This window comes from Rhodoferax sp., assembly GCF_034519335.1.
Taxonomy (GTDB): domain Bacteria; phylum Pseudomonadota; class Gammaproteobacteria; order Burkholderiales; family Burkholderiaceae_C; genus Allorhodoferax.
Genome location: NZ_JAXHOL010000007.1, coordinates 25,285 through 50,522, shown reverse-complemented (window position 1 = coordinate 50,522; position 25,238 = coordinate 25,285). Strand labels below are relative to the sequence as shown.

Here is a 25,238-nt window from a genome sequence, read left to right as displayed (position 1 = left end):
CAATATCCATAAGGGCTAGAGGCACTTTAGACACTAAAGTTGGTCCCGTAGCGCCCGGTGCGCGCCCCGTGGTCTGGAGCATTGCCGGCTCCGACTCTGGTGGTGGGGCCGGTGTGCAAGCTGACATAAAAGCGCTGCAGGCCTTTGGCGTGCATGGCTGCTCGGCTGTGGCCGCCATCACCGCGCAAAACTCGGTGGCCGTCACGCGTATGGACCCTGTCAGCTCCGAACTGCTGGACGCCCAGCTGGCCGTGCTGGCGCAGGACATGCCGCCCCACGCCATCAAGACCGGCCTGCTGGGAAGTGCAGAGAACGTGCGCGTGGTCTGCCGTTGGGTGGATCGTGTACGCGCCGATGCGGCGGCCCACGGCTGGCAGGTGCCGCTGGTGGTGGACCCGGTGCTGGGCTCCAGCACGGGCGCCGCCTTTGCCGACGATGCAGTGCGCCAAGCCTATGTGGATGAACTGCTGCCCCGCGCCACCCTCATCACGCCCAACCAGACCGAGGCGCAGCTTCTCGGGCTGGCACAGCCCGTAGCGCAACAAACTCTGCTGGCACAAGGTGCATCCCTGTGCATCACCGGCGGTGATGCCAACGACGCCCAGGCCAGCGACTGGCTGCACAGCCCGCAGGCCACAGGCTGGCTTAGTCTGCCGCGTGTGGCGACCATTCATCACCACGGCACCGGCTGCACCTTCGCGTCCACCGCCGCCGCCGCGCTGGCCAGCGGCTACTGCGTGGCCGACGCCGTGGTGCTCGCCAAGATGGCCACCACCCACGCCCTGCGCCATGCCTATGCCGCAGGGCAGGGCGCTGGCCCGGTGAACGCGCAACCAGACTTCGCGCAGCACATCGACAACCTTCCCGTCTTCACGCTGCCGGGTGCGACGGCACCGATGAACGTGCACGCGCTGCCGTCCTTCGCACCGCTCAGCAATCCGGCCCTGGGCGTCTACGCCGTGGTCGATAGCGCCGCATGGGTACGCCGCGCGCTGGACGCCGGTATACGCACCGTCCAGCTGCGCATCAAAGACCCGGCCGAGCCCACGCTGGCCGCGCAGATTCAGGCGTCTATTGCCGCCGCACATGCCGTACCCGGCGCGCAACTCTTCATCAACGACCACTGGCAGTTGGCCCTGCAGCACGGCGGGTACGGCGTGCACCTGGGGCAAGAGGATCTGGAGCACGTAGACCTGCAAGCGCTGCGCCAGGCCGGTATACGCATAGGCCTCAGCACCCACAGTTATTGGGAAGTCGCCCGCGCCTGGGCGCTGCGCCCCAGCTACATCGCCTGCGGCCCCATCTTCGCCACCCAAAGCAAAGACATGCCCTGGATTCCGCAAGGCCTGAACAACCTGCGCTACTGGGCCAATGTGCTGCCGCTGCCCGTGGTGGGGATTGCGGGCATTGATGCCAGCAATGTGGCGGATGTGGCCGCAACTGGGGCGGCCAGTGCAGCGGTGATTTCGGCGATCACGAAGGCGATTAGCCCTGAGCAAGCGTGTGCGGCTTTGCTGCAGGGCTTTGCTGGCGGGACTACGCGCCCGGCTTGAGCGGGATGGCGATGTAGTTTTTCTCCGCCCCGTGCTGCACCAGCAGCGCCACGGAGCCCTTGGCCTGCGCCAGCAGCGCGCGGGCTTGTTCCACGGACGTCACCGGCACTTGGTTGATCGCCAGCAGAATGTCGCCGGGGGCGATACCGGCCTTGTCGGCCTCGGGTTGCACGCCCTCAATCATCAGGCCGTGGCGTGCCTCGGCGGCGCGCTGCTCCACGGGTAGCAGGGGGCGCACGGCCAGGCCCAGCTGGGAGAGCACAGGGACATTGGGTACCCCATGGGGCGCAGGTTTTGCGGTTGCGGTGTCTTCCAGTGTGGCGCGCACTTGCATGGCCTTGCCGTTGCGCAGCACGTCGATCTGCATCTGTTGGCCCGGCAATGCCATGGCCACCCACAGAGGCAGGTCGCTCGACGCGAGGATGGCGTGGCCGTCAATGCCCGCGATGACGTCTCCGGCTTGCAAACCTGCTTTGGCAGCTGCGGTGTCAGCGCGCACCTCCGAGATGAGTGCGCCTGCGGGGCGTGGCAACTTGAACGCATCAGCCAGCGCCTGCGTCACCTCTTGTACCGACACACCCAGCACGCCGTGCGATGCATGGCCGGTGGCCACGATCTGGCGTGCGACCGATTGCGCCAGGTCGATCGGGATGGCAAAGCTCAGGCCCTGGTAGCCGCCGCTGCGGGTGTAAATCTGCGAGTTGATGCCCACCACCTCGCCGCGCGCATTGAACAGCGGGCCGCCCGAGTTGCCGGGGTTGATGGCTGCATCGGTCTGGATGAAGGGCACGGTGTAGTCATCGGGCAGCGTGCGGCTCTTGGCGCTCACCACGCCGGTGGTGACGGTGTTGTCCAGCCCGAACGGCGAGCCAATCGCCAGCACCCACTCGCCCACGTTCAGGTCCCCCGGTTGGCCGATGGCTACCGTGGGCAAGTTCTTCGCGTCGATCTTCAGCACGGCCACATCGGTCTTGTTATCGCTGCCCAGCACCTTGGCCTTGAACTCGCGCCGGTCCGTCAGCTTGACGGTCACCTCGCTGGCGTGCGCGATGACGTGGGCATTGGTGAGCACCAAGCCATCGGCACTGACGATAAAGCCCGAGGCCCGACCGCTCACGGGAATCTGCATGCTGGCGCCAGTAGCGCCAAACTGCTCTTGAAACTTGCGCAGGAACAGCTGGGTCGGGTCTTCGCTGTCGGCGCCTTTGGCGCTGGTGTCACTGTCTTTGCTGTCGGCGGTGATGAGCCGCGTGCCGCTCACACTGATGTTCACCACCGCCGGTCCGTAGCGCTGCACGATCTGGGCGAAGTCGGGCGTGCCCAAGGTGCGGATGGCAACCGGCGTTGCGGGGGTGGGGCTGGTGTTTTGTGCATGCGCGGTTACCAGCAAGTTGGCGCTGGCCAGCGCAACAAGGGTGAGTCGGGTCAGGCGGGTAAGGGTAGAAGAGCTCATGCCCGCCATGGTGCCGGGCCCGCATGAAGACGTGTATGCGGCGCGTGAAGCCGGGGTAAAGATTTTCTGCCACAATTGACGTTTACGTAAACGTCAATTGCGACCTAGCAACCGAAACACCGAGGAAGACCATGCCAGAAGCCATCGTGATCGTCAGCGCCGCCCGCACGCCCATGGGGGCTTTTCAGGGTGATTTCGCCAGCCTTGCCGCCCATGACCTGGGGGGCGCCGCCATCCAGGCTGCCGTGCAGCGCGCGGGCATCAGCCCGGAGCTGGTGAGCGAGGTGATTTTTGGCAATTGCCTGATGGCGGGCCAGGGCCAGGCGCCTGCGCGCCAGGCGGCATTCAAGGGTGGCCTGCCCAAGAGCGCGGGCGCAGTCACCTTGAGCAAGATGTGCGGCTCCGGCATGCGCGCAGCCATGTTTGCGCACGACATGCTGCTGGCCGGCAGTCACGATGTGCTGGTAGCCGGTGGTATGGAAAGTATGTCCAACGCGCCCCACCTGCTGCTCAAGGGCCGCAGTGGCATCCGCATCGGCCACGACCGCGTGATGGACCACATGATGCTCGACGGCCTGGAAGATGCCTACGAGCCTGGCCGCTCCATGGGCACCTTTGGCGAAGACTGCGCCGCCAAGTACAGCTTCACCCGCGAACAACAAGACAACTTCGCCACGGCTAGCGTGCAGCGTGCGCAAGCAGCTATTAAATCAGGAGCGTTTGAGGCGGAAATCACGCCTGTCATTGTCAAAACTCGCACCGGCGATGTGCAGGTCAGCGTGGACGAAGGCCCCGGCAAGATCAAGCTCGACAAGATCCCAACGCTGAAAGCCGCGTTCAAAAAAGACGGCACCATCACCGCCGCCAGCAGCAGCTCCATCAACGACGGCGCGGCCGCGATGGTGCTGATGCGCGAAGGCACGGCCAAAGACCTGGGCTGCAAGCCGCTGGCCCGCATCGTGGCCCACACCACGCATGCGCAAGAGCCCAACTGGTTTGCCACCGCCCCCGTGGGCGCCACGCAGAAGCTGCTGGCCAAGGCCGGCTGGACGGTGGAGGACGTGGATCTGTGGGAAGTCAACGAAGCCTTTGCCGTGGTGCCCATGGCCCTGATGGCCGAGCTGAACATCCCGCACGACAAGGTGAACGTGAACGGCGGCGCCTGCGCGCTGGGCCACCCCATTGGCGCGTCCGGTGCGCGCATCATGGTCACGCTGATCCACGCCCTGAAGGCTCGCGGGCTGAAGAAGGGTGTGGCCACCCTGTGCATCGGTGGTGGCGAGGCCACTGCAATCGCGTTGGAATTGCTATAAATTCCGAAGCTGCTTGCGCATATTGCACGCGGGCTGGAGGCATAAATGAATGTATTCGTCATCGGCGCATCGCGCGGTATTGGTTTCGAAGTGGTGCGCCAGCACCTGGATACCGGCGATCGTGTCATTGCGACCGCACGCGACGACGCTGGCCTGCAGCGCTTGCGCGACATGGGCGCGCAAGCCATGAGGCTGGATGTGACGGATCCCGCCAGCGTGAGCGGCCTGAGCTGGGCGCTGGATGGTGAAAAGCTGGACTTGGCCTACTACGTGGCCGGCGTGTTCAGCACGGAAGATGCCAAGTCGCCCCCCACCACGCAGGCTTTCGATTCGATGATGCACGCCAACGTGCTGGGCGCCATGCAGGCCCTGCCCCAGGTCGCGCCCTGGGTGGAAGAGGCGCAGGGCCAGTTCGTCTTCCTGACCAGCGACTTTGCCCAGATTGGCGGCGTGGAGAGCAGCCGTGGCTGGGTGTACCACGTCAGCAAGGCCGCGCTCAACATGGCCGTGGTGGCCGCGCAACCCGACTACCCCAAGGCGCAGTTTCTACTCATCCACCCCGGCTGGGTGCGTACCGAGATGGGCACGCCCGATGCCCCCTTGCTACCCGAAGAAAGCGTGGCTGCCATCCGCGCCACCGTGGCAGCCCGCAAGACTGGCAAGGCCAATCTCGGCTGCAGCGATGTGCCCTACATCCGCTGGAACGGCACGCCCTTCTCCAGCTGGTAAGCCCCACAACATAAAGACCCGAGAGAGACAAACCCCATGCTGCTGACCCAAGACCAGGAAATGGTGCGCGACGCCGTGCGTGCCTTTGCGCAGGTTGAACTGTGGCCCCACGCCGCCCAGTGGGACAAGGAGCACACCTTCCCCAAAGCGGCGCACCAAGGCCTGGCCGCACTGGGCGCCTACGGCATTTGCGTGCCGGAAGAGTTAGGCGGTGCAGGGCTGGACTATGTGACGCTGGCCTTGGTGCTGGAAGAAATCGCCGCCGGCGACGGCGGCACCAGCACGGTCATCAGCGTGACCAACTGCCCGGTCAACGCCATCCTCATGAAATACGGCAACGCGGCACAACAAAAGCAGTGGCTGGAGCCGCTGGCCCAAGGCCAACTGCTGGGTGCCTTTTGCCTGACCGAGCCGCATGTGGGCAGCGACGCCTCCAGCCTGCGCACTACGGCCGTGAAAGAGGGCGATGAATACGTCATCAACGGCGTCAAGCAGTTCATCACCAGCGGCAAAAATGGCGATGTCGCCATCGTCATCGCGGTGACCGACAAGGGCGCGGGCAAGAAGGGCATGAGCGCCTTTCTGGTGCCCACCAACGCGCCGGGCTATGTGGTGGCGCGGCTGGAAGACAAGCTGGGCCAGCACAGCAGCGACACCGCACAGATCAACTTCGACAACTGCCGCATCCCCGCCGAGAACCTGATTGGCAAAGAGGGCGAGGGTTATGGCATCGCGCTGGGCGGGCTGGAAGGCGGGCGCATCGGCATTGCCGCGCAAAGTGTCGGCATGGCGCGCAGCGCGCTCGATGTGGCGATTGCCTACGCCAAAGACCGCCAGAGTTTTGGTCAGCCCATCTTCAACCACCAGGCCGTGGGCTTTCGCCTGGCCGAATGCGCCACGCAGATCGAGGCTGCAAGGCAATTGATCTGGCACGCCGCAGCGCTGCGCGATGCGGGCCGCCCGTGCCTGAAAGAAGCCGCCATGGCCAAGCTGTTTGCCAGCGAGATGGCCGAGCGCGTGTGCAGCGCCGCCATCCAGACCCTGGGCGGTTATGGTTATGTGAGTGACTTCCCGGTGGAGCGCATCTACCGCGATGTGCGCGTGTGCCAGATTTACGAAGGCACCAGCGACGTGCAGAAGATCATCATCCAGCGCGCGCTGGGCTGAGCGCATTGGGCGTTCAGATGGCGGGGCTTGCGCAGGCGCAGCGTTTGAGCGAGTATTTCCCTTTTGCAGGGGAGCGCGCCCAGGCGCGGAGATGATGTTCAACCGTCGGATCTTGATCCTGGCCTGCGGCATGCGGTTGTCGCTGGCAAGCATGGCACAAACCCCGGCGGAACTGCGTTTTTCGGGCGCCTCTGGCTGGTACCCCATCTTTCCCGCGCAAGACAAAAAGATGGTGCTGCCGGCGCTGGGGAACGACGTGGCCCAGGAGCTGGCCCGGCGCCTCGCGTGAGAGCCAATTGGGTCAAGGATGTGCCATGGGCACGCTTGTGGACCATGATGGACGATGGCGAACTGGACCTGATTGTTGGCGGTGCCAGCAGCGCAGAGCGACGGGAGAAGTACCTGCAGCTGGAGCCCTTCATGACCAGCAGCTACCACCCCTATGTGCCCTGGGGCAAGCAGTTCAAGTTTGAAAAACTCGAAGACCTGCGTGGCAAATCGGTAGCACGCGGCCTGGGCTCCAAATATGGCGACGAGTACGAGACCTTCCTCAAGGAAAGCAACGCCCCCGTGCAGGACATTGGCGGTGGCGTGAAGGAAAACCTGTTTCCCATGCTCGCTGCGGGTCGCATGGACTACATCGTGCAAGACCCCATGGACGCGAACTACTGGCTCAAGCAGAACAAGCTGGAGGGCCTGTTTGTGCCTCTGCCCCGGCCCATCTGGACCTCGGAAGTCTTCATCTTCTTGTCCAAAAAGTCACCTTGGGCGAAAGATGCAGCGCTGCTGCGAAAGACCTTGCAGGACATGAAGAAAGACGGATTTCTGGTCAATGCACTGACCCGCTACTGAAAGACCCCACCCGACATGACATTGCCCGACAGCATCACCGTTTTTGAGCGCGGCTGGCTCTCCAGCAACAACATCTTGATCCAGGGGCGCGACAGTGTGGCGCTAGTCGACAGTGGCTACTGCACCCATGCCGACCAGACGCTGGCGCTGGTGGCGTCTGCGTTGCAGGGCCGCCCGCTGGACCTGCTGCTTAACACCCATTTGCACAGCGACCATTGCGGAGGCAATGCCGCCTTGCAGGCGCGCTACCCTGCGCTGCACACCCACATTCCACCCGGCCATGCCGAGTACGTGCGGGTGTGGGATGCGCATGCACTGAGCTACACGCCCACGGGGCAGGCTTGCCCGCGCTTTCACTTCAACGCCACACTGCAACCCGGCACCACCATGCGCCTGGGCGATCTGGACTGGCAGGTGCATGCTGCGCCCGGGCACGACCCGCATTCCGTCATCCTCTTCGAGCCGCTCAGCCGCACGCTGGTGTCGGCCGATGCGCTGTGGGAGCGTGGCTTTGGTGTGGTGTTTCCCGAGCTGGACGGGGACGGTGCGTTTGACGAGGTGGCCGATACGCTGGACCTGATCGAGCGCCTAAACCCTGCCACCGTCATCCCCGGCCACGGCGCTGCGTTTGCCGATGCCACCGCAGCGATCACGTTTGCCCGCCAGCGGCTGAACGGCTTTGTGCAAAACCCGGCCAAGCACCTGCAGTACGCGGCCAAGGTGTTGCTCAAGTTCAAGCTGCTGGAAGCGCAGCGCCTGGAGATGGACGCGCTGCTGGGCTGGGCCCGCGGCACGTCCTACTTTGCGGCCATGCTAGCCACGCACTTTGCTGAGCAGAGCTTTGAAGCCGCTGCAGGCCAGCTGGTGCAGGACCTGGTGCGCTCGGGTGCTGCCACGGTACAGGGCTCGCTGGTACTCAACGCCTAACCCCAAGGAGACTCCCATGCCCATCACCAAAGGATTTCGCGCACTGGTCGACACCGCCATGGCGCAGGTCACCACCTACAGCGTGGCCGAAGTGCTAGCCAAGCTGCAGAGCCCGCGCGTGCAGCTGGTGGACATTCGCGATATCCGCGAGCTGGACCCGGGCACGGTGACGGGCGCTATCCATGCACCGCGCGGCATGCTCGAATTCTGGGTGGACCCCGAGTCGCCGTACCACAAGACGCTGTTTGCCGACGAGCATAAGGAGTTCATCCTGTTCTGCGGCCTGGGCTGGCGCAGCGCACTGGCCGCCAAGACGCTGCAGGACATGGGCATGACCAATGTGGCCCATATGGACGGTGGCTGGGAGGGTTGGTTGGCGGCGGGTGGCCCCACTGAAACGCTGGACCAGCAGAAAGCCCGCCGCGCTGCCAAGGCATGATGGAGGCCATGAAACGTTGTGAGATGAATTCCGCCTGCCCCTGCGGCAGGCTGCACCAGAAGAAACCCCTCGCCTACGGCGCATGCTGTGGCCGCTGGCTGGAGACCGATACCCCCGCGCCCGATGCCGAAAGCCTGATGCGCAGCCGCTACTGCGCCTTCGCTCTGGAGCGCGCGCCCTACCTGCTGCGCACCTGGAGCGCCAGCCAGCGCCCCGCGCAGATTGACTTTGACCCCGGCGTGAAGTGGCTGGGGCTGGACGTGCGCAGCCACACGCTGCAGGACGCGACCCATGCCCAGGTGGAGTTCGTCGCGCGACAAAAACCCGCCAGCGGTGCTGCCGTGCGCCTGCACGAGCGCAGTCGCTTTGTACTGGAAAACGGCCACTGGCTGTATGTGGATGGAGATGCGCTGTGAAGTTTGATGCGGTGTTGTTTGACTGTGATGGTGTGCTGGTGGACAGCGAACCGATTACCAATGGCGTGCTGCGTGACATGCTGGCCGAGCAGGGCTGGTGGCTGAGCGTGCAGGAATGCATGGATATTTTTGTGGGCAAGGCCGTGATCGACGAGCGCGCCCGCATAGAGGCGGAGACCGGCAAGCCGCTCACGGCTGAGTGGATGGCCGAATTTCGCGTGCGTCGCAATGCGGCGTTGGATGCGCAGGTGGCTGCCATTGCCGGTGCTGTGCCCGCAGTGGCAGCGGTGCACGCCAGCCTGCAGGGGCGCATTGCCTGTGCTTCGGGGGCCGACCGAGCCAAGGTGGAGATGCAGTTGCAGAAGGTCGGGCTGTGGCCTTACTTTGACGGGCGGGTGTTCAGCGGGCACGAGATGCCACGCTCCAAGCCCCACCCCGATGTCTACCTGGCCGCAGCGGCCGCCTTAGGGGCAGACCCGAAACGCTGCGCCGTGGTGGAAGACACCGTGACCGGCATTGCAGCCGGGGTGGCCGCCGGTGCAACGGTATTCGCCTATGCGCCCAGCGGGCAGGGCGACGTGCTGCTGCGGGCCGGAGCGGTCCAGGTCTTCGCGTCGATGGCAGAGTTGCCAGCAAGGCTGGGCCTATGAGGGCTAGCGCTATGCGTTGCGGGCTGTTTCTGCTCGCAGTCGCCTTTCTGGCGGGGTGCTCTACGGTCAGGCCTTGGATCAATCAACCGAACAAGGAACTTACTCCCTTGATTGCGCCGGTGGAGGGTGACGAGCGCGACCCCAGTATCTTGATGGCCGTCATATTTTCCGGCGGTGGCGCGCGGGCGGCGGCATTCGGATACGGGGTCTTGTCAGAACTGCAGGCCAGCCGGTTTGTGTGGAAAGGGCAAGAGAGCAACCTGTTGCAGAAAGTTGATTTGGTCGGGGGCGTATCTGGGGGCAGCATCATGGCGGCCTACCTGGCGACCTATGGTGAAAAAGGACTGGGCCGCTTTGAACACGAATACCTGCGGCGAGACTTCCAAGACAGCCTGCTGAACTACGCGCTGCGCCCGGGCAACCTGGTGTCTTTGACCTCACCTTGGTTTGGGCGCTCGCACTTGTTGGCGGAGCGGCTCGATGCGCTCTACCAATCGGCAACTTTCGGGGACCTGGCGCGTCGGCCCGGACATCCGGAGCTGCTAATCACGGCGACCGACATGTCCTTGGGCACCGGGTTTGACTTCAGCAAATCACAGTTTGACCTGATTTGCTCGAAACTGGAGGACGTTCCGGTTTCTTTCGCCGTGGCGGCCTCGTCTGCGGTGCCCCTGTTGCTCAGCCCCGTGACCTTGCGCAATTTTGCGGGCCAATGCCCGCCCCCTGCGCAGCAGGGTGACGCATGGGATGACTACCGCACCCGCCTGTACCGGGACCAGGCGCGCAGCTACCTCGATAGCAAGAACCGCCCCTACATCCATTTGGTGGATGGCGGGCTGTCAGACAACCTGGGCGTTCGTCGCATGCTGGACAGCGCCTTGGCGGATGGCGGGCTTCGCCCGACGCTGCTGCGTACCGGCATTGCGCCTGGAACGATCCGCAAGCTGGTCTTGATTTCGGTGAACTCCGAACGTGATCCGTCGGCCAACATCGACATGAGTGATCGCCTTCCTGGCACCGCAGAGGTTCTGGATACGTTGCTGTTCGGTGCCGGTGCCCGCGCCACCAAGGAGACGCAGGAATTTCTCGCCGATCTGACCCGCCAGTGGAAAAGTGAGCTGGCACAGCGGTACCACGGGGGGCAAGACGTGTTCGCGCCCGACGCCCAAGTGCATGTGATTCAGGTGAACCTGCGCGATGCGCCGGATGTCGTGCAGCGGCGCAAATTGTTGCAAGTACCCACGGCGCTGAGTATTTCTGACCAGGACGTCACCCAATTGATTGGCGCGGGGCGCACCATACTGAGCGAATCCCCGGAGTTCAAGAACTTGATGCAGGCCTTGAGGCAAGACGCGCCGCGCTGAAGTGCCCCACCTTGAGGGGGCGTCGGCCCATATGCCAGCCAGCCTGCAGCGGTATCAGGGGCGAATGTCGGGCGAGGGCGTTGTTGGCACACCTTGGTCCAGCGCCGCCTGGTGCTGCACCTGCAGCGCGCGCTGGTAGGCGGGGCGGGCTTGCAGGCGTTGCCAATAGGCGGCGACTGCGGGTGGAAACTGGGCGGACAAGCCCAGGTGCTGCGCCAGCAGCAGCGCGTAGCCCACCGCCACATCGGCAGCGGTGAAGCGGCCGGCACACAAGTATTCTGCGTTCTGCAGAGCCGCGTCCACCGCCCGCAGGCGCGCCAGAAACCAGCGCGCGTAGTCGGCCGCCACCTGGGGCTGCAGGCGTTCGGGTGGTTCAAAGTGCGTGTAGCGCAGCACCAGGGTCTGCGGAAAGGTGAGCGTGGCGTCGCTCATGTGCAGCCAGTTCAGGTAGGCACCGTAGGCCGGGTCGTCCGATGGCACATCGAATGCACCAGTGCCGTGTCGCGCGGCCAGGTACTGGCAGATGGCAGCAGATTCGGTCATGCTCGTGGCACCGTCCACCAACAGCGGCACGGTGCCCAGCGGGTTTTCTTCCAGGTAATGGCGCGCCAGGGCGCGCGGCGGAAAGGGCAGCATGCGCAGTTCGCAGGGCAGGCCCAGTTCCTCCAGCATCCACAGGGGGCGAAAGGATCGTGCGCTGACGCAGTGGTAGAGAACCATCATGGCAATCAGTGTAGGTCGCAGCCGGGTGCGGCGTGTGCCAGCGCAGGGCACAAATCATGCCAACTGCGTCAGTCCTGGGGCGTGGCCCGGCGGCGAAATTCGGCCGGCGACTGGCCGGTCCAGCCCTTGAAGGCGCGCATAAAGCTTTTCTCGTTCTGAAAGCCCGCCGCCTCCGCCACCTGCTTGATGGGGCGGCGCGTGCGTAGCAGCAGCTCGGTGGCGCGGCTTTGGCGCACTTCATCCTTCAGCGCCTGCAGCGTGGCGCCTTCGTCTTTCAGCTGGCGGTGCAGGGTGCGAGGGGACAGGTGTAGCAGGGCAGCAAGCGCCTCGGCGCCATGCGTGTCCTGCGGCTGGGTGGCCAGCAGCTGGCGCACGCGCTGCACCAGCAGGCGGTCGCGCCGGTACTGCAGCACGGTGAGCGGCAGGGCGTGCTGCAGCATCTGCTGCAGCGCTTTTTCATCGCGGCGCAATGGCAGCTGCAGGTACTGCGCATCAAAACTGATAGCAGCCTGCGCTTGGCTGAAGCGGGTCGGGCCCGAAAACAGCACTTGATAAGCCTCCGCGTGCGGCGGGGGAGCAAACGGAAACTGCGCTTGCAAGAGCGGAATGCGCGAATCCACCAGCCAGCAGGCCAGGCCCAAAATGTTGCGCAGCACCGAGACCAGGCAAAACTCGCGCAGCGCGCCCCGTTCGCCTAATTCGCGGTTCTCGGCAATAGTGATGCTGGCGGTGCTGCCGCTGGTCTGCAGCGTGAGGGTGATGTCGTCGGCAATCAGGCCGTGGTGGCGGCACCAGCGCTGCACCGCCAGCGCCAGCGTGGGCGCGCTGATGGATGCACGCGCCAGCATGCCGTAGCTGCCCCAGGGCAGGCGGCGATGGAACCAGCCCAGTGCCTCGTCGTCCAGCTCACGCATCGCAGCTTCCGAGATACGTTCCATCTGCCAGGCGGTAATGCGGGCGCTTTGGTCTCGCAGCTGCGCTGGCGCAATCTGTGCCTGGGCCAGTGCCTGCGTCGGGTGCTGCCCGTAGCGCGCATAGGCCGCCACAATGGCTTGGACAAAGGCCATGGGCGTGGCGGCGATGGGGGCGTGGGCGGGCATGCTTGCAGTGTGCCAAAAAATGCGGCGTGTGTGGCAGGATTTGCAACCTCGGCAGCGCTAGTGCCCACGGGCTACAGGCGGACAATGCCGCTTGACTGTCCAACCCCTGACCGGATGCGCCCATGACGATTCTGGAAACCCAGCTCAACCCCCGCTCTGCCGACTTTGCGGCCAACGCCAGCGCCATGCGCGCCCTGGTGGCCGATTTGCAGGCCCAGGTGGCCCGCGTAGCCGAAGGCGGTGGCGAGGCCGCCCGCGCCAAGCACACCGCTCGCGGCAAGCTGCTGCCGCGCGACCGCGTGGCCATGCTGCTGGACCCCGGCACGCCGTTTCTGGAGCTGGCGCCGCTGGCCGCACTCAATGTGTATGACAACGCCGCGCCTGGCGCCGGCATCGTCGCAGGCCTGGGCCGCGTGAGCGGGGTGGACTGCATGATCGTGTGCAACGACGCCACCGTGAAGGGCGGCACCTACTACCCGCTGACGGTGAAGAAGCACCTGCGCGCACAAGAGATCGCGGCGCAAAACCACCTCACTTGCATCTACCTGGTGGACAGCGGCGGTGCCAACCTGCCGAATCAGGACGAGGTCTTCCCCGACCGCGACCACTTTGGCCGTATCTTTTTCAACCAGGCCAACATGAGTGCGCAAGGCATTGCGCAGATTGCGGTGGTGATGGGCAGCTGTACGGCTGGTGGCGCGTATGTGCCCGCCATGAGCGACGAGACCATCATCGTCAAAAACCAGGGCACCATCTTTTTGGGTGGCCCGCCGCTGGTGAAGGCAGCCACGGGCGAGGTGGTCACCGCCGAAGACCTGGGCGGTGGCGATGTGCATACGCGCCTGTCCGGCGTGGCGGATCACTTGGCGCAGAACGACCTGCACGCCATTAGCCTGGCCCGTCAGGCGGTGGTGCATTTGAATAAAAAGAAGCCTCTAGCCCTTGCCACGCTTGCGCCAGCAGCTCCTAAATATGCAGCAGAGGAGCTGTATGGCGTGATCCCCACCGACACGCGCAAGCCTTTCGATGTGCGCGAGATCATTGCACGCATCGTCGATGGCAGCGAATTCCACGAGTTCAAGCCGCGCTATGGCGCTACGCTTGTCACGGGCTTCGCGCATATCGAAGGCATGGCCGTGGGCATCATTGCCAATAACGGCATCCTGTTTTCTGAGTCGGCACTCAAGGGCGCACACTTCATCGAGCTGTGCTGCCAGCGCAAGATTCCGCTGGTCTTTCTGCAGAACATCACCGGCTTCATGGTCGGCCGCAAGTACGAGAACGAAGGCATTGCCCGCAACGGCGCCAAGATGGTGACGGCCGTGGCCACCGCGAATGTTCCCAAGTTCACCATCATCATCGGCGGCAGCTTTGGCGCGGGCAACTACGGCATGTGCGGACGTGCGTACAGCCCCCGCTTCCTGTGGATGTGGCCCAACGCGCGCATCAGCGTCATGGGCGGCGAGCAGGCGGCCAGCGTGCTGGCTACCGTCAAGCGCGATGGCATCGAGGGCAAAGGCGGGCAGTGGAGCATGGAAGAGGAAGAGGCCTTCAAGGCCCCCATCCGCCAGCAGTACGAAGAGCAGGGCCACCCTTACTATGCGACCGCCCGCCTGTGGGACGATGGCATCATCGACCCCGCCGACACGCGCCGCGTGCTGGCGCTGGGCCTGAGTGCGGCGCTCAACGCACCGATTGAAGACACCAAGTTCGGCGTCTTCCGCATGTAAGGGCCTGGCCATGACCGCACTGACCCTGACCCACACCGGCGCGTTGCTCACCATCACACTGAGCCGCCCCGAGGTGCGCAACGCCTTCAATGACGAGGTAATCGCCGAGCTGACCCAGGCCTTCCAGACCGCCGCCGCCAGCGCCGAGGTGCGCGCCGTGGTGCTGGCCGCTGATGGCCCGGCCTTTTGCGCGGGCGCCGACCTCAACTGGATGCGCCGCATGGCCGACTACACGCGCGCCGAAAACCTGGCCGACGCGGCCAAGCTGGCCGAAATGCTGCGTGTGATGTACGCCTGCCCCAAGCCCACCATTGCCCGCATCCAGGGCGATGTGGTGGCTGGCGGCATGGGGCTGGTGGCCGCCTGCGACATGGCGGTGACCGTGGACACGGCCGGCTTTTGCCTGAGCGAAGTGAAGCTGGGCCTGATCCCCGCCACCATCAGCCCCTACGTGATCCGCGCCATGGGCGCGCGTGCGGCCCACCGCTACTTTTTGACGGCCGAGCGCTTCAGCGCACAAGAGGCGCACCGCATCGGCTTTGTGCACGAGGTGGTGCCCGCCGAGCAGCTGGATACAAAGGTGGCCGAGCTGGTGAAGGCGCTGGTCAATGCCAGCCCGAATGCCGTGCGCAGCTGCAAAGAGCTGGTGCAGACCGTGGCCGAGCGCGAGATCGACGGCACCTTGATCGCCCAGTCGGTAGAAGGCATTGCCGACATCCGCAGCAGCACCGAAGGCAAGGAGGGCGTGCAGTCCTTCTTGCAGAAACGCAAACCGAACTGGCTGGCCTGAGCCCCGAGGAGACAAATATGTTTACAAAAATACTCATCGCCAACCGGGGGGAGATTGCCTGCCGCGTCGCCGCCACCGCAGCGCGGCTAGCTATCAAGACCGTAGCGGTGTATTCCGATGCGGATGCGTATGCCAAGCATGTGGCGGCGTGCGACGAAGCCGTGCACATCGGCGGTAGCGCGCCCAAGGACAGCTACCTGCGCTGGGAACGCATCATCGAGGCGGCCAAGGCCACGGGGGCGCAGGCCATCCACCCAGGCTACGGCTTTCTGAGCGAGAACGAAGAATTCGCCAAGGCCTGCGCCGCTGCTGGGCTGGTCTTCATCGGCCCGCCTGCGTCTGCCATCCAGGCCATGGGCCTGAAGGCCGAGTCCAAGCAGCTGATGGAGAAGGCCGGCGTGCCGCTGGTGCCCGGTTACCACGGTGCTGACCAGGATCCTGCGCTGCTGCAGCGCGAAGCCGACCGCATCGGTTACCCCGTGCTCATCAAGGCCAGCGCCGGGGGCGGCGGCAAGGGCATGCGTGCGGTGGACAAGGCGGAGGACTTTGCCGCCGCGCTGGCCAGTTGCAAGCGAGAAGCCATCAACAGCTTTGGCGATGACGCGGTGCTGGTGGAAAAGTACGTGCAGCGCCCGCGCCACATCGAGATTCAGGTGTTTGGCGACGCCCAGGGTAACTATGTGTACCTGTTCGAGCGCGACTGCTCGGTGCAGCGCCGCCACCAGAAGGTGTTGGAAGAAGCGCCCGCACCCGGCATGACGCCCGAGTTGCGCGCGCGCATGGGCGCAGCGGCCGTGGAAGCCGCGCGTGCCGTGAACTATGTGGGTGCAGGCACGGTGGAATTCATCGTGGAGCAGCCGCTGGGCTACGCGCACCCCGGAGCCATGAAGTTTTATTTCATGGAGATGAACACGCGCCTGCAGGTGGAGCACCCGGTGACCGAGGCCATCACCGGGCTGGACTTGGTGGAGTGGCAGTTACGTGTGGCCAGCGGTGAGCCGCTGCCGCTGCAACAAGACCAGCTGCAGATTCACGGCCATGCCATTGAGGCGCGCATCTGCGCCGAGAACCCGGACAACAACTTCCTGCCTGCCACCGGCACGCTGCAGGTCTATGGCCTGCCCGCACACGTGACCTTTGAGCGGGCTAGCCACGGCACGCGTGTGGACTCTGGTGTGCGCCAAGGCGACACCATCAGCCCCTTCTACGATTCCATGGTGGCCAAGCTCATCGTGCACGGTGCCACGCGCGCCGAGGCCTTGGCCCGGCTGGACGCTGCACTGGCGCAGACCCACATCGTCGGCTTGGCGACCAATGTGCAGTTCCTGCGCCATGTGACCACCAGCGCATCGTTTGCCAACGCCGAGCTGGACACGGCCTTGATCCCCCGCGAAGCAGCAGCCCTGTTTCAGCAGGACAAGGTGGGCCTGCCTCTGGCCGCGGCGGCACTGGTAGCGCACACCCTGCAGGCCGAGCAGGCGCAGGGCGCCGCGGTGGACGCCAGCGGCTGGCGCGACCCTTGGGCGCAGCGCGATGGCTGGCGCTCGCACGGCGTCTCCACACGCAGCTTTGCGCTGGAATACGCGGGTGCCGCCCATATGGCCGTGCTGACCACCCAGCGCGATGGACAGACGCTGACGGTGAGCGGCGATACCCAAGCTCTGGCGTGCGCCGAAGCGGCCGGTGGTGCGCTGGACTTGCAGCTGGGAAGCCAGCGCGTGCAGGTCCATATCCATAAAAATGGCGATGTAGCCCATGTATTCACTGCGCAAGGCGCTACACAAATCGTAGCAATTGACGCGCTGGCGCACGCTGGCGACACGCAGACGGAAGGCGGGCGCCTGACCGCGCCCATGCCTGGCAAGGTGGTGTCCTTCGCGGTGAAGGCGGGCGATGCGGTGACCAAGGGCCAAGCCCTGGCGGTGATGGAGGCCATGAAGATGGAGCACACCATTGCCGCTCCCGCCGATGGCACGGTGGCCGAGCTGTTGTTTGCGCCGGGCGATCAGGTGACTGAGGGCGCGGAGCTGCTGCGCTTGGCCACGGCCTGAGGCAGGCGTGGGCGAGGGGGCTTTGCAAAGCGGCGAAAATCCGTCCATGTCTTCTCTGCGCATTACCTATTACTCGGCCGACATGGATGCGGCCTCCTGGATTCCCGGCCTGCAGGCCGCATTGCCCGGCGCCACGGTCACCCTATGGGAGCCCGGTGCCCCGCAAGCAGACTACGCGGTGGTCTGGAAGCCGCCCCAGCAATTGCTGGATGAGCAAACCAGCCTGAATGCCATTTTCAACACCGGCGCCGGGGTGGATGCGCTGATGAAGCTGCGCCTGCCGGCGGGTGTGCCCGTCATTCGGCTGGACGACGCCGGCATGTCGGTGCAGATGGCCGAGTACGTGTGCCACGCCGTCATCCGCCATTTCCGTGAGCTCGATGGCTACGAAAGTGACATGGCCATGGGCAATTGGTCCTTCCGCAAGCCGCGCAGCCGGGTGGACTATCCCGTAGGTGCGCTGGGGTTGGGCGTGCTGGGCGAACGTGTGGCCAAGGCCGTGGCGCAGTTCGACTTCCCGGTGAACGGCTGGAGCCAGTCACCCAAATCCATCGCTGGCGTGCAGTCCTTCCATGGCGCGGCGCAGCTGGACGCCTTTCTGGCCGCGAGCCGCATCGTGGTGTGCCTGCTGCCGCTCACCCCTGACACCGAAAACATCCTCAACGCCGAACGTTTGGCCAAAATTCGCACCGGTGGTTACCTCATCAATGTGGCACGCGGCGCCCATGTGGTCGATGCCGACCTGCTGGCCGCCATTGATGGTGGCCACCTTGCTGGCGCCACGCTCGACGTGTTTCGTATGGAACCGCTGCCGCAAGGTCACGCTTTCTGGAACCACCCCAAGATCACCATCACCCCCCACACCTCGGCCCGCACGCTGCGCAGCGAAAGCATTGCGCAGATCGCCTTCAAGATCGGCGCGCTGCAGCGTGGCGAGGCGGTGGCGGGTCGTGTAGATGCGATACGCGGCTACTGAGTTTGAAGTACTGAACAGCTATTGGCAGTCTACGGATCGAAAATGGGCGATCATCGACTAGGTAAGAAATTAAAAGGACGGCGTTGACGTCATCCTCCGCATAAGGAACGCGTAATGTTGATTTCTAAGTTGAAGCTACAGAACTGGCGCAATTTTCGAAAAGTCGAAGTTAGCTTACGGGAGCGTGTATTTGTTATTGGCCCCAATGCGTCCGGGAAGTCTAATCTTTTTAGACGTATTTAGATTCCTACGGGACGTGGCTAAGCCGAAGGGAGGAGGGCTGCAGCGTGCTGTGGAGGCGCGTGGTGGAATGACCAAACTACGATGCCTTCTGGCTCGGCGTGATCCAGAGGTGTTGATCGAAGTGGAGTTGTCCGAACGAGTGGATGAGCCTGCAATTTGGCGCTACACCCTAGCCTTCAAGAGTGAAGGAAAAGGGCGCCAGCGTGTAGTCGTGAGTCAAGAGAAGGTAGAAGACTTGCGTAGTCGAAAGACTCCATTAGATCGCCCGGATGATCAAGATAAATTGGACTCTGAGCGTTTGACAGAGACCAGCTTGGAGCAGGTTAACGCTAACAAGGATTTTCGTGAGATTGCGCAGTTCTTTGGTGGACTGACTTATTTGCACTTAGTCCCTCAGCTGCTCAAACATTCGGAGTTGGGTGGTTCCGCTCTCTTGGAGGGAGACCCTTTTTGGACAGTCGTTCCTTGAGCGGATTGCAAAAACAGCAGATCGTACGCGTGACGCTCGGTTGAAAAAAATCGAAGCTGCGCTACAAGCTTGCGTGCCTAACATGAAGCACTTGAAGTTTGTGCGTGATGACTCGACGGGGACCCCACACTTAGAGGCGCTCTACGAACATTGGCGGCCGGATGCAGGTTGGCAGCGCGAAGACCAATTTTCAGATGGAACCTTGCGTCTTTTGGGGATTATGTGGAGCCTATTGGACGGTGATTCCCTTTTGCTCTTGGAAGAGCCTGAGTTGTCCTTGAACGAGACAATCGTTCGCCAGATTCCTCCGCTGCTTTGGCAAATGCAACGAAAAGCGAAACATCGCAGGCAGGTTTTTGTGACAACTCACAGCGAAGCTTTGTTGGAGCACACAAGCGTTGACCCTCGAGACGTACTGCGACTTGAGCCATCGGGTGACGGCACTCGTGCCGCCACAGCGACTGAGCAGGAGATCGCCCTTGTGCAGGCTGGCTATAACGTGGTCGAGGCAATGGTTCACAAGCCGCAAACGGAACAGATCAAACAGATGTCGATTTTCTGATCGCTATGAGAGTTGATGTCGCTTTGGTAGCAGAGGATGTGTTGAGTCTTGCTGTTATGCGGAAAGTCATTGAGCACACAGGACGTGACTATCAAATAGTGCGCACTTTGAATGAAAAGGGCGTAGGCAATATTCGAAAGGCTTTGGATAAATACCGCAACGCGAGTTATGCGCTCGCGCATGTTGTTTTGGTGGATTTAGATGATGCGGAGTGTCCTCCTCTTTTGCGAGAACAATGGGGCGTTGTCAATCTTCCCGATGCGATGTTGTTTCGAGTCGCAGTACGAGAGATTGAATCTTGGGTGCTTGCAGATCGTGACGGTTTTTCTGCCTTCTTTGGGGTGGCTGTGAACAAAATTACACAGGATCCCGAGTCTCTTCAAGACCCGAAGCAGTCGTTGATCAACATTGTTCGTAAGGGACGAAATCGAAAATTGATTACCGAGATAGTCCCGGCACAAGGTGTTCCTATGTCGAAAGGCCCGTTGTACAACGAGCGGTTAACAGAGTTTGTGACGGATGTTTGGGATGTTGACAAGGCTATTTCATCTGCCCCGAGTTTGAGGCGAACGTTTGAGCGACTGCAAATTTTTTTGCAGTAAGACGGGCAGATTCTGTGACTTGAAAAAGCGCACAAGCTCCGTAGAAATGTCCGTTTGCACAGATTGACTCTCCATTGAAAGATACCTGATGAGCTATCCATCTAAGGTCAAAATCATCGATGTGGGCCCGCGTGACGGCCTGCAGAACGAGAAAGAACCCGTGCCGGCCGCCGTGAAAGTGGAGCTGGTGCACCGCCTGCAGGACGCGGGCCTGAAAGAGATTGAGGTCACCAGTTTTGTGTCGCCCAAATGGGTGCCGCAGATGGCGGACAACGCGGAGGTGATGGCGGGCATCTTGCGCAAACCCGGCGTGCGCTATTCGGTGCTCACGCCCAACATGAAGGGCTACGAGGCGGCGGTGCTGTCCAAGCCCGACGAGATTGTGGTGTTTGGTGCGGCTAGCGAGGCCTTCAGCCAGAAGAACATCAACTGCTCAATCGAGGAAAGCATTGAACGCTTCCGCCCCGTGACCGAAGCGGCCAAAGCAGCCGGCATTGCGGTGCGCGGCGCGATCTCTTGCGCCGTGGGCTGTCCGTATGAGGGCGAGATTGCCCCCGAGCGCGTGGCGCTGGTGGCGCGGCTGATGAAAGACATTGGCGTGGAGCATGTGGGCGTGGCCGACACGATTGGTGTGGGTACTCCGCTCAAGGTGCAACGCGCGATGGACGCGACGCTGCAGTACTACAGCGTGGACCACATCTCCGGGCACTTCCACGACACCTATGGCATGGCCCTGGCCAATACGCTGGCCTGCCTGGAGATGGGGATCTGGCACTACGACACCTCGTCCGCCGGCCTGGGCGGCTGCCCGTATGCCAAGGGGGCCACCGGCAATGTGGCCACCGAAGATGTGGTCTACCTGCTGCACGGCATGGGCATTGAGACGGGCATTGACCTGGACAAGCTCATCGACGCGGGCAAGTTCATCAGCGACTTCCTGCAGCGCAAACCGCACTCGCGCGCGGCCAACGCGCTGCTCACCAAGCGAGCTGGGATATGAGCGCCGCCGGGCCGTCCCAAGGCGCGAGGGCCCTCTTGGGGGGCAGCGCAGTACACGCAGTGACAAGCGCGGGGGTTTTGTTTTGATGTGTGGAGCTGAATTGACTGAATTACCCGAAGGCGTGCAGCGTGTCGCTGCCGAATTGCAAGCAAAAAATCACCCTCACAGCCCGGTGATGCTGGACGGCGCCGCGCGCACCGCGCAGCAGGCGGCGGATGCGCTGGGCGTGGCCGTGGGCCAGATTGCCAAGAGCATCATCTTCAAGCGCATCGAGGACGATGTGGCCGTGCTGGTCGTCACCTCGGGGGACCGCCGTGTGGACGAGGCCAAAGTGGCGGCACTGGTGGGGCCGCTGGGCCGGGCCAATGCGGCCTTCGTGAAAGAGCGCACCGGGTTCAGCATTGGTGGCGTGAGCCCGGTGGCGCATGCCATGCCTGGTGTCACGCTGATTGACCGTGAGCTGTTCCGTTTTGATGAGGTGTGGGCTGCTGCCGGACATCCGCATGGCGTGTTCCAGCTGCACCCCGAGCACCTGGTGGCGCTGACGGGCGCACCGGTGGCCGATGTGGTGGAAGTGCCTGAGCACGAAAACGTGCTCGATGCGCTGGCGCGTGAAAATGCTATCAAAACGCTAGCTGCTCGCGCACTATCCATAAGCCCCATGGCCGAAAACGTGCCTAGTCCTTGTGTGAATGTGTGCCGTATGGATACGGGCAGTGGCCTGTGCGAAGGCTGTTTTCGCACCATCGATGAGATTCGCGAATGGGGCCGCAGCGACGACGCAGCCAAAAAGGTGATGTGGACGCACATCACCGAGCGCCTGCGGCAGACCCACCCCAGCGCATTTGCCTGATTCCGTAGCCTCACCAAGGCCCCCCATGAAGCAAATCACGTTTTACCTGGACTTCATCTCGCCCTATGCCTACCTGGCATTTGAAGAGCTGCCGCGGGCCTTGCAGGGCCTGAGCCACCACGTGGTCTACAAGCCCGTGTTTCTGGGTGGGCTGCTCAAGCACAACGCGGTGCTGGGCCCGGCCGAGGTGCCTCCCAAGCGCGCCTGGATCTACCGCCACGTGCAGTGGCTGGCGCAGCGCAACGGCGTGGTGCTGGACTTCCCGGCTGCACACCCCTTCAACCCGCTGGGCCTGCTGCGCCTCGCCGTGGCCAGCGACGCGGCAGGGTTGCCCAACCGATATGTCTGCGAAACCCTGTTTCGCCATGTGTGGGTGGGCGGGGCAGATGCCGCGAACCCGCAACGGCTGGTTGATCTGACCCAGCACTTGTCTCCCGTGCAAGACCCCGGCAGTGATGCCGTGAAAGCCCAGCTCAAGGCCCATGCCGACGACGCCATTGCGCTGCAGGTGTTTGGCGTGCCCAGTTTTGCGGTGGATGGCAAAGTGTTTTGGGGGCTTGACGCTTTGCCAATGTTGCGTGCCTATCTCGAAGGGGACGCTTGGTTCGCGACCTTGGATTGGGATGGCATAGCAGCCATCCCCTCAGCCATTGCCTTGCGTAAATAGAACTCACCCGCGGGTTTCAGAACGGGAATAGGCGGAAACAAACAATTGCAACGATAGTCGGGGGTATTGCGCCCAGCAGCAAACTTAAGGGAGAAATTGCACCCTGATGGAAAGTCGACTTCAAAATCGAAGCACCTGCCGGGTTCGGCGCATTTGCAATGATGGTGAGTCCCCCACCGGTGACCGCGCCGGTAAGAAGGGCATACTTAAACTCTGGTGTCAAACCTTCGACCAAAGAACCCAAGTAGGTTAGCGCCGCATTGTCCGTGATTGCGGTTAGTGCGGTTGCTCCGAAATACACGGAGGTTGCATCCATGCTCAGCAACACGGGCTGAAGCCACCACTGCTGCATGCCTCCAAGGACAACGAGTCCTCCGAGGAAGAATGCAACTAGCAGGCCCTCACGCAAAATTAGTCGCTCTTGAAAAGCTGGATAGGCCGTAGCAACTCCCATGAATAATAAGAACACTGCAATAAAGGCTGCTGGATGGTGCGCAAATATGACAATTGCTACCAAGAATGCCAAATGTAGTGCGATCGCCCAGCCCGGAACACCGGTGTATGGCGACTGAGTGGAGTAGCTCATGCCTTTGAGCTCCTTTGCGAATAGCAAAGTCAGTACTCCGGCGTTGATGAATACTGCGATGGCCGCTTTCCAGCCAACATGAGTGATCATGTAGACGATATCCAAATCCCACTTCGCAGCTACCATCAATACTGGAGGCGCTGCAAAAGGTGTTAGGGTGCCTCCGATAGATATGTTGACAAATAGGACCCCTAGTGCAGCATATTGGAGCCGGCGCGAGGCCTTGGCGAATACGGTGTCTTTCATCAAAAGCGCTGCCAAGGTCATCGCTGCAGGCTCCGTAATAAAGGACCCTAGCAAAGGAACTATTGCCAGCGCCGTGAAGAAGAATGCCATGGTTCGGTGCATTGGTATCAACCGGACAATCGTCTGCACGGCCGCTGAAGAAACTTGCAACACTGGTTTGCTTGCCGCAACAACCATGATCGCAAATACGAATAGAGGCTCAGTGAAGTTGCGATTGTCCAAGTACTGCATGGAAGCAGCGAATCCTTCCATGGCACCCATGAGGGCCATGAAAATCATCGCCCACACACCAAAGACAATTTCTACCTCGGCAAGCAAATGCCAGACGCCGGCATGGGCTGGACGGGTATGCGCTAAATGCTCAAAAAATTTGGTGGAAAAAGTGTGGATCAATGCTAGGGCAAACAAGCCTGCGGCAACGGCCTGAATGGCGGTCGGGTTCATGAAATTTATCTCCTCTTTGGTGTCGGCTACGGATTTCGGCCATAGTGCTGAGGATTATGTTCTTGACTTCATGACATGAGGCCGACAAGGCGCGGACTTGGCGCAAGCCGTTGGGGAGCGGCAATGCAAATCTGAGGCTGTGCGCCAAATGCAGCCTGGATGTCGCTAGAGAACTTGAAAAAGCTTTTCCCGAAATTCTGGCAGTCTTTTAGTTCCAATGACGCTGCCTTTCATCGTCTCGACCCATTTAGGGTAAACCTTGCGCAGTTGTTCAGTGGTTCGGGCCGCAAAAATAGCCTCCATGAGGGTCAGTCGGGTGTTCTGTTCAAACACTGTGTTAACCGTATTCATCAGGAAATTGCGCGCCATATCAGCTTCTTTGGCAGTGCGCGTCTCGGCAGGGGGGAGCTTTGCCAATTCGTCACTAATGGTGAGAGTTGCACTGTTTGCCGCCTTGGCCATCGGTGCCTTTGCTTCACTAGCAATGGGCGCGACAACAGTTGCTGCAATGCACTCCTTGGAATGTAAAGCCTGCATCCGCTCTTTGAGGTCTGACGAGGGCACTAGGATTGCAAGCTCTGAATACGTTCGCTTCCCGTCAATCAGGATCAGCACTCTCCGCGTCAACGGATCCAGCCCCAATTCTCGTGACTGAATCTCGCGGTGCCCCAATTCTGTTTTCTCAAAAACAGTCAGCGTTACTTCAATGGGGACAGAGGACATATTTTGAGAACAGCGAGCGAAAGTTGATAAGGCGCTGCATCATTCCCTGAGCTGCAGCGAACGTAAATCCGGGTAAGCCCTTGTTGGTCCATTTTCAATCGACCCGGGTTTAACAGTGTCAAGCGTTCCGGTATGCACTAAACATTTAGAAAAATTAATCGCAGTGAAATTTTCCTAGGACTTACCCTAGGATATCGCCCGCCGAAGCAATGGGCAAGCTATGCGTAAGTTTCGAGACCCACAGTCCGCCTCGTAATGCCTCCTGCCACGAGTGGGCGGCGTTCAAGAAACCGGTGTGCAGCACCAATTTTTGATACTCATCACTCTTCCAAGGAGACTTCACATGTCCAGCGACAAAAGCGCAGGCGGATACTGGAAGGCCACAATCGGATTGCTCACAAAAATCATGATCGTATGGTTTTTGTGCTCATTCGGATTGGGCATTCTGTTTGCCGATGCAATCAACGGTATCAAGCTTGGGGGTTATCCACTTGGCTTTTTCTTTGCCCAGCAGGGTTCCATTTACGTGTTCATTGCGCTGATTTTTTACTACGGTAAAAAAATGGGCGAAATTGACCGTGAGTTTGACGTTCACGAAGAATAAGGAGTC

28 protein-coding genes are annotated in these 25,238 nt (G+C 62.0%); 23 read left to right on the top strand and 5 right to left on the bottom strand.

What is annotated here, in order from left to right:
- Positions 1–68 precede the first annotated feature (68 nt).
- Entirely contained in the window at positions 69–1,553 is a 1,485-nt protein-coding gene (gene thiD / locus U5O12_RS05150) for a bifunctional hydroxymethylpyrimidine kinase/phosphomethylpyrimidine kinase (protein ID WP_322577608.1), read from the top strand.
- Here the strand turns inward: thiD and U5O12_RS05145 are convergent.
- Positions 1,537–3,006: a Do family serine endopeptidase gene (locus U5O12_RS05145; RefSeq protein ID WP_322577607.1), complete on the bottom strand. Its 1,470-nt coding sequence runs from the start codon at positions 3,004–3,006 to the stop codon at positions 1,537–1,539. The two genes, thiD and U5O12_RS05145, sit on opposite strands and share 17 nt — an antisense overlap.
- A gap of 131 nt (positions 3,007–3,137) precedes the next feature.
- Here U5O12_RS05145 and U5O12_RS05140 point away from each other — a divergent pair, with 131 nt between their 5' ends.
- The 10 genes from U5O12_RS05140 (at position 3,138) to U5O12_RS05095 (ending at position 10,863) form a co-directional block, all read left to right on the top strand.
- Positions 3,138–4,319, top strand: coding sequence for an acetyl-CoA C-acyltransferase (locus tag U5O12_RS05140; protein ID WP_322577606.1), 1,182 nt, complete (start codon positions 3,138–3,140; stop codon positions 4,317–4,319).
- Between the two features lie 45 nt (positions 4,320–4,364).
- Positions 4,365–5,048: an SDR family oxidoreductase gene (locus U5O12_RS05135; RefSeq protein ID WP_322577605.1), complete on the top strand. Its 684-nt coding sequence runs from the start codon at positions 4,365–4,367 to the stop codon at positions 5,046–5,048.
- 36 nt (positions 5,049–5,084) lie between these two features.
- Positions 5,085–6,215, top strand: a complete 1,131-nt coding sequence (locus U5O12_RS05130; protein WP_322577604.1) for an acyl-CoA dehydrogenase family protein — start codon at positions 5,085–5,087, stop codon at positions 6,213–6,215.
- Between the two features lie 91 nt (positions 6,216–6,306).
- Positions 6,307–6,504, top strand: coding sequence for a hypothetical protein (locus tag U5O12_RS05125; RefSeq protein ID WP_322577603.1), 198 nt, complete (start codon positions 6,307–6,309; stop codon positions 6,502–6,504).
- Positions 6,501–7,067, top strand: coding sequence for a transporter substrate-binding domain-containing protein (locus U5O12_RS05120; RefSeq protein WP_322577602.1), 567 nt, complete (start codon positions 6,501–6,503; stop codon positions 7,065–7,067). The genes U5O12_RS05125 and U5O12_RS05120 overlap by 4 nt, the downstream gene beginning before the upstream one ends.
- Positions 7,068–7,082: 15 nt before the next feature.
- Positions 7,083–7,994: an MBL fold metallo-hydrolase gene (locus U5O12_RS05115; RefSeq protein ID WP_322577601.1), complete on the top strand. Its 912-nt coding sequence runs from the start codon at positions 7,083–7,085 to the stop codon at positions 7,992–7,994.
- A gap of 16 nt (positions 7,995–8,010) precedes the next feature.
- Positions 8,011–8,433 carry a rhodanese-like domain-containing protein gene (locus U5O12_RS05110; RefSeq protein WP_322577600.1) on the top strand — a complete coding sequence of 141 codons (423 nt, stop codon included), beginning with the start codon at positions 8,011–8,013 and terminating at the stop codon, positions 8,431–8,433.
- A complete protein-coding gene (locus U5O12_RS05105) occupies positions 8,433–8,849 on the top strand; it encodes a YchJ family protein (RefSeq protein WP_416221452.1) in 417 nt (138 codons plus the stop codon). Before U5O12_RS05110 ends, U5O12_RS05105 begins: the two co-directional genes overlap by 1 nt.
- A complete protein-coding gene (locus U5O12_RS05100) occupies positions 8,846–9,499 on the top strand; it encodes an HAD family phosphatase (protein ID WP_322577598.1) in 654 nt (217 codons plus the stop codon). The genes U5O12_RS05105 and U5O12_RS05100 overlap by 4 nt, the downstream gene beginning before the upstream one ends.
- Positions 9,500–9,606: 107 nt before the next feature.
- Complete coding sequence (locus U5O12_RS05095; RefSeq protein ID WP_322577597.1) at positions 9,607–10,863, top strand: patatin-like phospholipase family protein; 1,257 nt, start codon at positions 9,607–9,609, stop codon at positions 10,861–10,863.
- 54 nt (positions 10,864–10,917) lie between these two features.
- Here the strand turns inward: U5O12_RS05095 and U5O12_RS05090 are convergent, their stop codons facing one another.
- Positions 10,918–11,586, bottom strand: coding sequence for a glutathione S-transferase family protein (locus tag U5O12_RS05090; RefSeq protein ID WP_322577596.1), 669 nt, complete (start codon positions 11,584–11,586; stop codon positions 10,918–10,920).
- A 68-nt stretch (positions 11,587–11,654) separates the two neighbouring features.
- Positions 11,655–12,686, bottom strand: coding sequence for an AraC family transcriptional regulator (locus tag U5O12_RS05085; protein ID WP_322577595.1), 1,032 nt, complete (start codon positions 12,684–12,686; stop codon positions 11,655–11,657).
- 122 nt (positions 12,687–12,808) lie between these two features.
- Between U5O12_RS05085 and U5O12_RS05080 the strand changes: the two genes are divergently transcribed.
- The 11 genes from U5O12_RS05080 (at position 12,809) to U5O12_RS05030 (ending at position 22,629) form a co-directional block, all read left to right on the top strand.
- The gene (locus U5O12_RS05080; protein ID WP_322577594.1) at positions 12,809–14,416 is read left to right on the top strand and encodes a carboxyl transferase domain-containing protein; all 1,608 of its coding nucleotides are present in this window, start codon (positions 12,809–12,811) and stop codon (positions 14,414–14,416) included.
- Between the two features lie 10 nt (positions 14,417–14,426).
- Positions 14,427–15,206: an enoyl-CoA hydratase/isomerase family protein gene (locus tag U5O12_RS05075; protein WP_322577593.1), complete on the top strand. Its 780-nt coding sequence runs from the start codon at positions 14,427–14,429 to the stop codon at positions 15,204–15,206.
- 17 nt (positions 15,207–15,223) lie between these two features.
- Positions 15,224–17,257, top strand: coding sequence for an acetyl/propionyl/methylcrotonyl-CoA carboxylase subunit alpha (locus tag U5O12_RS05070; protein ID WP_322577592.1), 2,034 nt, complete (start codon positions 15,224–15,226; stop codon positions 17,255–17,257).
- Between the two features lie 46 nt (positions 17,258–17,303).
- On the top strand, positions 17,304–18,233 hold the full coding sequence (locus U5O12_RS05065; protein WP_416221451.1) for a 2-hydroxyacid dehydrogenase: 930 nt from the start codon (positions 17,304–17,306) through the stop codon (positions 18,231–18,233).
- Positions 18,234–18,347: 114 nt separating this feature from the next.
- On the top strand, positions 18,348–18,476 hold the full coding sequence (locus U5O12_RS05060) for an AAA family ATPase (RefSeq protein WP_322577591.1): 129 nt from the start codon (positions 18,348–18,350) through the stop codon (positions 18,474–18,476).
- Positions 18,477–18,543: 67 nt separating this feature from the next.
- Positions 18,544–18,945 (top strand): hypothetical protein, encoded by a 402-nt coding sequence (locus U5O12_RS05055; RefSeq protein WP_322577590.1) that lies wholly within the window; start codon positions 18,544–18,546, stop codon positions 18,943–18,945.
- 40 nt (positions 18,946–18,985) lie between these two features.
- Positions 18,986–19,507, top strand: a complete 522-nt coding sequence (locus tag U5O12_RS05050; protein ID WP_322577589.1) for an AAA family ATPase — start codon at positions 18,986–18,988, stop codon at positions 19,505–19,507.
- 5 nt (positions 19,508–19,512) lie between these two features.
- Entirely contained in the window at positions 19,513–20,109 is a 597-nt protein-coding gene (locus U5O12_RS05045) for a hypothetical protein (RefSeq protein ID WP_322577588.1), read from the top strand.
- Positions 20,110–20,197: 88 nt separating this feature from the next.
- A complete protein-coding gene (locus U5O12_RS05040; protein WP_322577587.1) occupies positions 20,198–21,109 on the top strand; it encodes a hydroxymethylglutaryl-CoA lyase in 912 nt (303 codons plus the stop codon).
- 100 nt (positions 21,110–21,209) lie between these two features.
- Positions 21,210–21,962 carry a YbaK/EbsC family protein gene (locus U5O12_RS05035; protein ID WP_322577586.1) on the top strand — a complete coding sequence of 251 codons (753 nt, stop codon included), beginning with the start codon at positions 21,210–21,212 and terminating at the stop codon, positions 21,960–21,962.
- A gap of 25 nt (positions 21,963–21,987) precedes the next feature.
- Positions 21,988–22,629: a 2-hydroxychromene-2-carboxylate isomerase gene (locus U5O12_RS05030; protein WP_322577585.1), complete on the top strand. Its 642-nt coding sequence runs from the start codon at positions 21,988–21,990 to the stop codon at positions 22,627–22,629.
- A 16-nt stretch (positions 22,630–22,645) separates the two neighbouring features.
- Here the strand turns inward: U5O12_RS05030 and U5O12_RS05025 are convergent, their stop codons facing one another.
- On the bottom strand, positions 22,646–23,905 hold the full coding sequence (locus tag U5O12_RS05025) for a putative Na+/H+ antiporter (protein WP_322577584.1): 1,260 nt from the start codon (positions 23,903–23,905) through the stop codon (positions 22,646–22,648).
- Between the two features lie 165 nt (positions 23,906–24,070).
- On the bottom strand, positions 24,071–24,628 hold the full coding sequence (locus U5O12_RS05020) for a hypothetical protein (protein WP_322577583.1): 558 nt from the start codon (positions 24,626–24,628) through the stop codon (positions 24,071–24,073).
- Positions 24,629–24,971: 343 nt separating this feature from the next.
- Between U5O12_RS05020 and U5O12_RS05015 the strand changes: the two genes are divergently transcribed.
- Positions 24,972–25,232 carry a DUF4212 domain-containing protein gene (locus U5O12_RS05015; RefSeq protein WP_322577582.1) on the top strand — a complete coding sequence of 87 codons (261 nt, stop codon included), beginning with the start codon at positions 24,972–24,974 and terminating at the stop codon, positions 25,230–25,232.
- Positions 25,233–25,238: the final 6 nt, after the last annotated feature.

What these genes read in the sequence shown, in the direction of transcription:
- U5O12_RS05145 (WP_322577607.1), bottom strand. Translation starts at nt 3,006, where the DNA reads ATGAGCTCTTCTACCCTTACCCGCCTGACCCGACTCACCCTTGTTGCG.
- U5O12_RS05140 (WP_322577606.1), top strand. Translation starts at nt 3,138, where the DNA reads ATGCCAGAAGCCATCGTGATCGTCAGCGCCGCCCGCACGCCCATGGGG.
- U5O12_RS05135 (WP_322577605.1), top strand. Translation starts at nt 4,365, where the DNA reads ATGAATGTATTCGTCATCGGCGCATCGCGCGGTATTGGTTTCGAAGTG.
- U5O12_RS05130 (WP_322577604.1), top strand. Translation starts at nt 5,085, where the DNA reads ATGCTGCTGACCCAAGACCAGGAAATGGTGCGCGACGCCGTGCGTGCC.
- U5O12_RS05125 (WP_322577603.1), top strand. Translation starts at nt 6,307, where the DNA reads ATGATGTTCAACCGTCGGATCTTGATCCTGGCCTGCGGCATGCGGTTG.
- U5O12_RS05115 (WP_322577601.1), top strand. Translation starts at nt 7,083, where the DNA reads ATGACATTGCCCGACAGCATCACCGTTTTTGAGCGCGGCTGGCTCTCC.
- U5O12_RS05110 (WP_322577600.1), top strand. Translation starts at nt 8,011, where the DNA reads ATGCCCATCACCAAAGGATTTCGCGCACTGGTCGACACCGCCATGGCG.
- U5O12_RS05105 (WP_416221452.1), top strand. Translation starts at nt 8,433, where the DNA reads ATGGAGGCCATGAAACGTTGTGAGATGAATTCCGCCTGCCCCTGCGGC.
- U5O12_RS05090 (WP_322577596.1), bottom strand. Translation starts at nt 11,586, where the DNA reads ATGATGGTTCTCTACCACTGCGTCAGCGCACGATCCTTTCGCCCCCTG.
- U5O12_RS05085 (WP_322577595.1), bottom strand. Translation starts at nt 12,686, where the DNA reads ATGCCCGCCCACGCCCCCATCGCCGCCACGCCCATGGCCTTTGTCCAA.
- U5O12_RS05080 (WP_322577594.1), top strand. Translation starts at nt 12,809, where the DNA reads ATGACGATTCTGGAAACCCAGCTCAACCCCCGCTCTGCCGACTTTGCG.
- U5O12_RS05075 (WP_322577593.1), top strand. Translation starts at nt 14,427, where the DNA reads ATGACCGCACTGACCCTGACCCACACCGGCGCGTTGCTCACCATCACA.
- U5O12_RS05070 (WP_322577592.1), top strand. Translation starts at nt 15,224, where the DNA reads ATGTTTACAAAAATACTCATCGCCAACCGGGGGGAGATTGCCTGCCGC.
- U5O12_RS05065 (WP_416221451.1), top strand. Translation starts at nt 17,304, where the DNA reads ATGTCTTCTCTGCGCATTACCTATTACTCGGCCGACATGGATGCGGCC.
- U5O12_RS05060 (WP_322577591.1), top strand. Translation starts at nt 18,348, where the DNA reads ATGTTGATTTCTAAGTTGAAGCTACAGAACTGGCGCAATTTTCGAAAA.
- U5O12_RS05055 (WP_322577590.1), top strand. Translation starts at nt 18,544, where the DNA reads ATGACCAAACTACGATGCCTTCTGGCTCGGCGTGATCCAGAGGTGTTG.
- U5O12_RS05045 (WP_322577588.1), top strand. Translation starts at nt 19,513, where the DNA reads ATGAGAGTTGATGTCGCTTTGGTAGCAGAGGATGTGTTGAGTCTTGCT.
- U5O12_RS05040 (WP_322577587.1), top strand. Translation starts at nt 20,198, where the DNA reads ATGAGCTATCCATCTAAGGTCAAAATCATCGATGTGGGCCCGCGTGAC.
- U5O12_RS05030 (WP_322577585.1), top strand. Translation starts at nt 21,988, where the DNA reads ATGAAGCAAATCACGTTTTACCTGGACTTCATCTCGCCCTATGCCTAC.
- U5O12_RS05025 (WP_322577584.1), bottom strand. Translation starts at nt 23,905, where the DNA reads ATGAACCCGACCGCCATTCAGGCCGTTGCCGCAGGCTTGTTTGCCCTA.
- U5O12_RS05020 (WP_322577583.1), bottom strand. Translation starts at nt 24,628, where the DNA reads ATGTCCTCTGTCCCCATTGAAGTAACGCTGACTGTTTTTGAGAAAACA.
- U5O12_RS05015 (WP_322577582.1), top strand. Translation starts at nt 24,972, where the DNA reads ATGTCCAGCGACAAAAGCGCAGGCGGATACTGGAAGGCCACAATCGGA.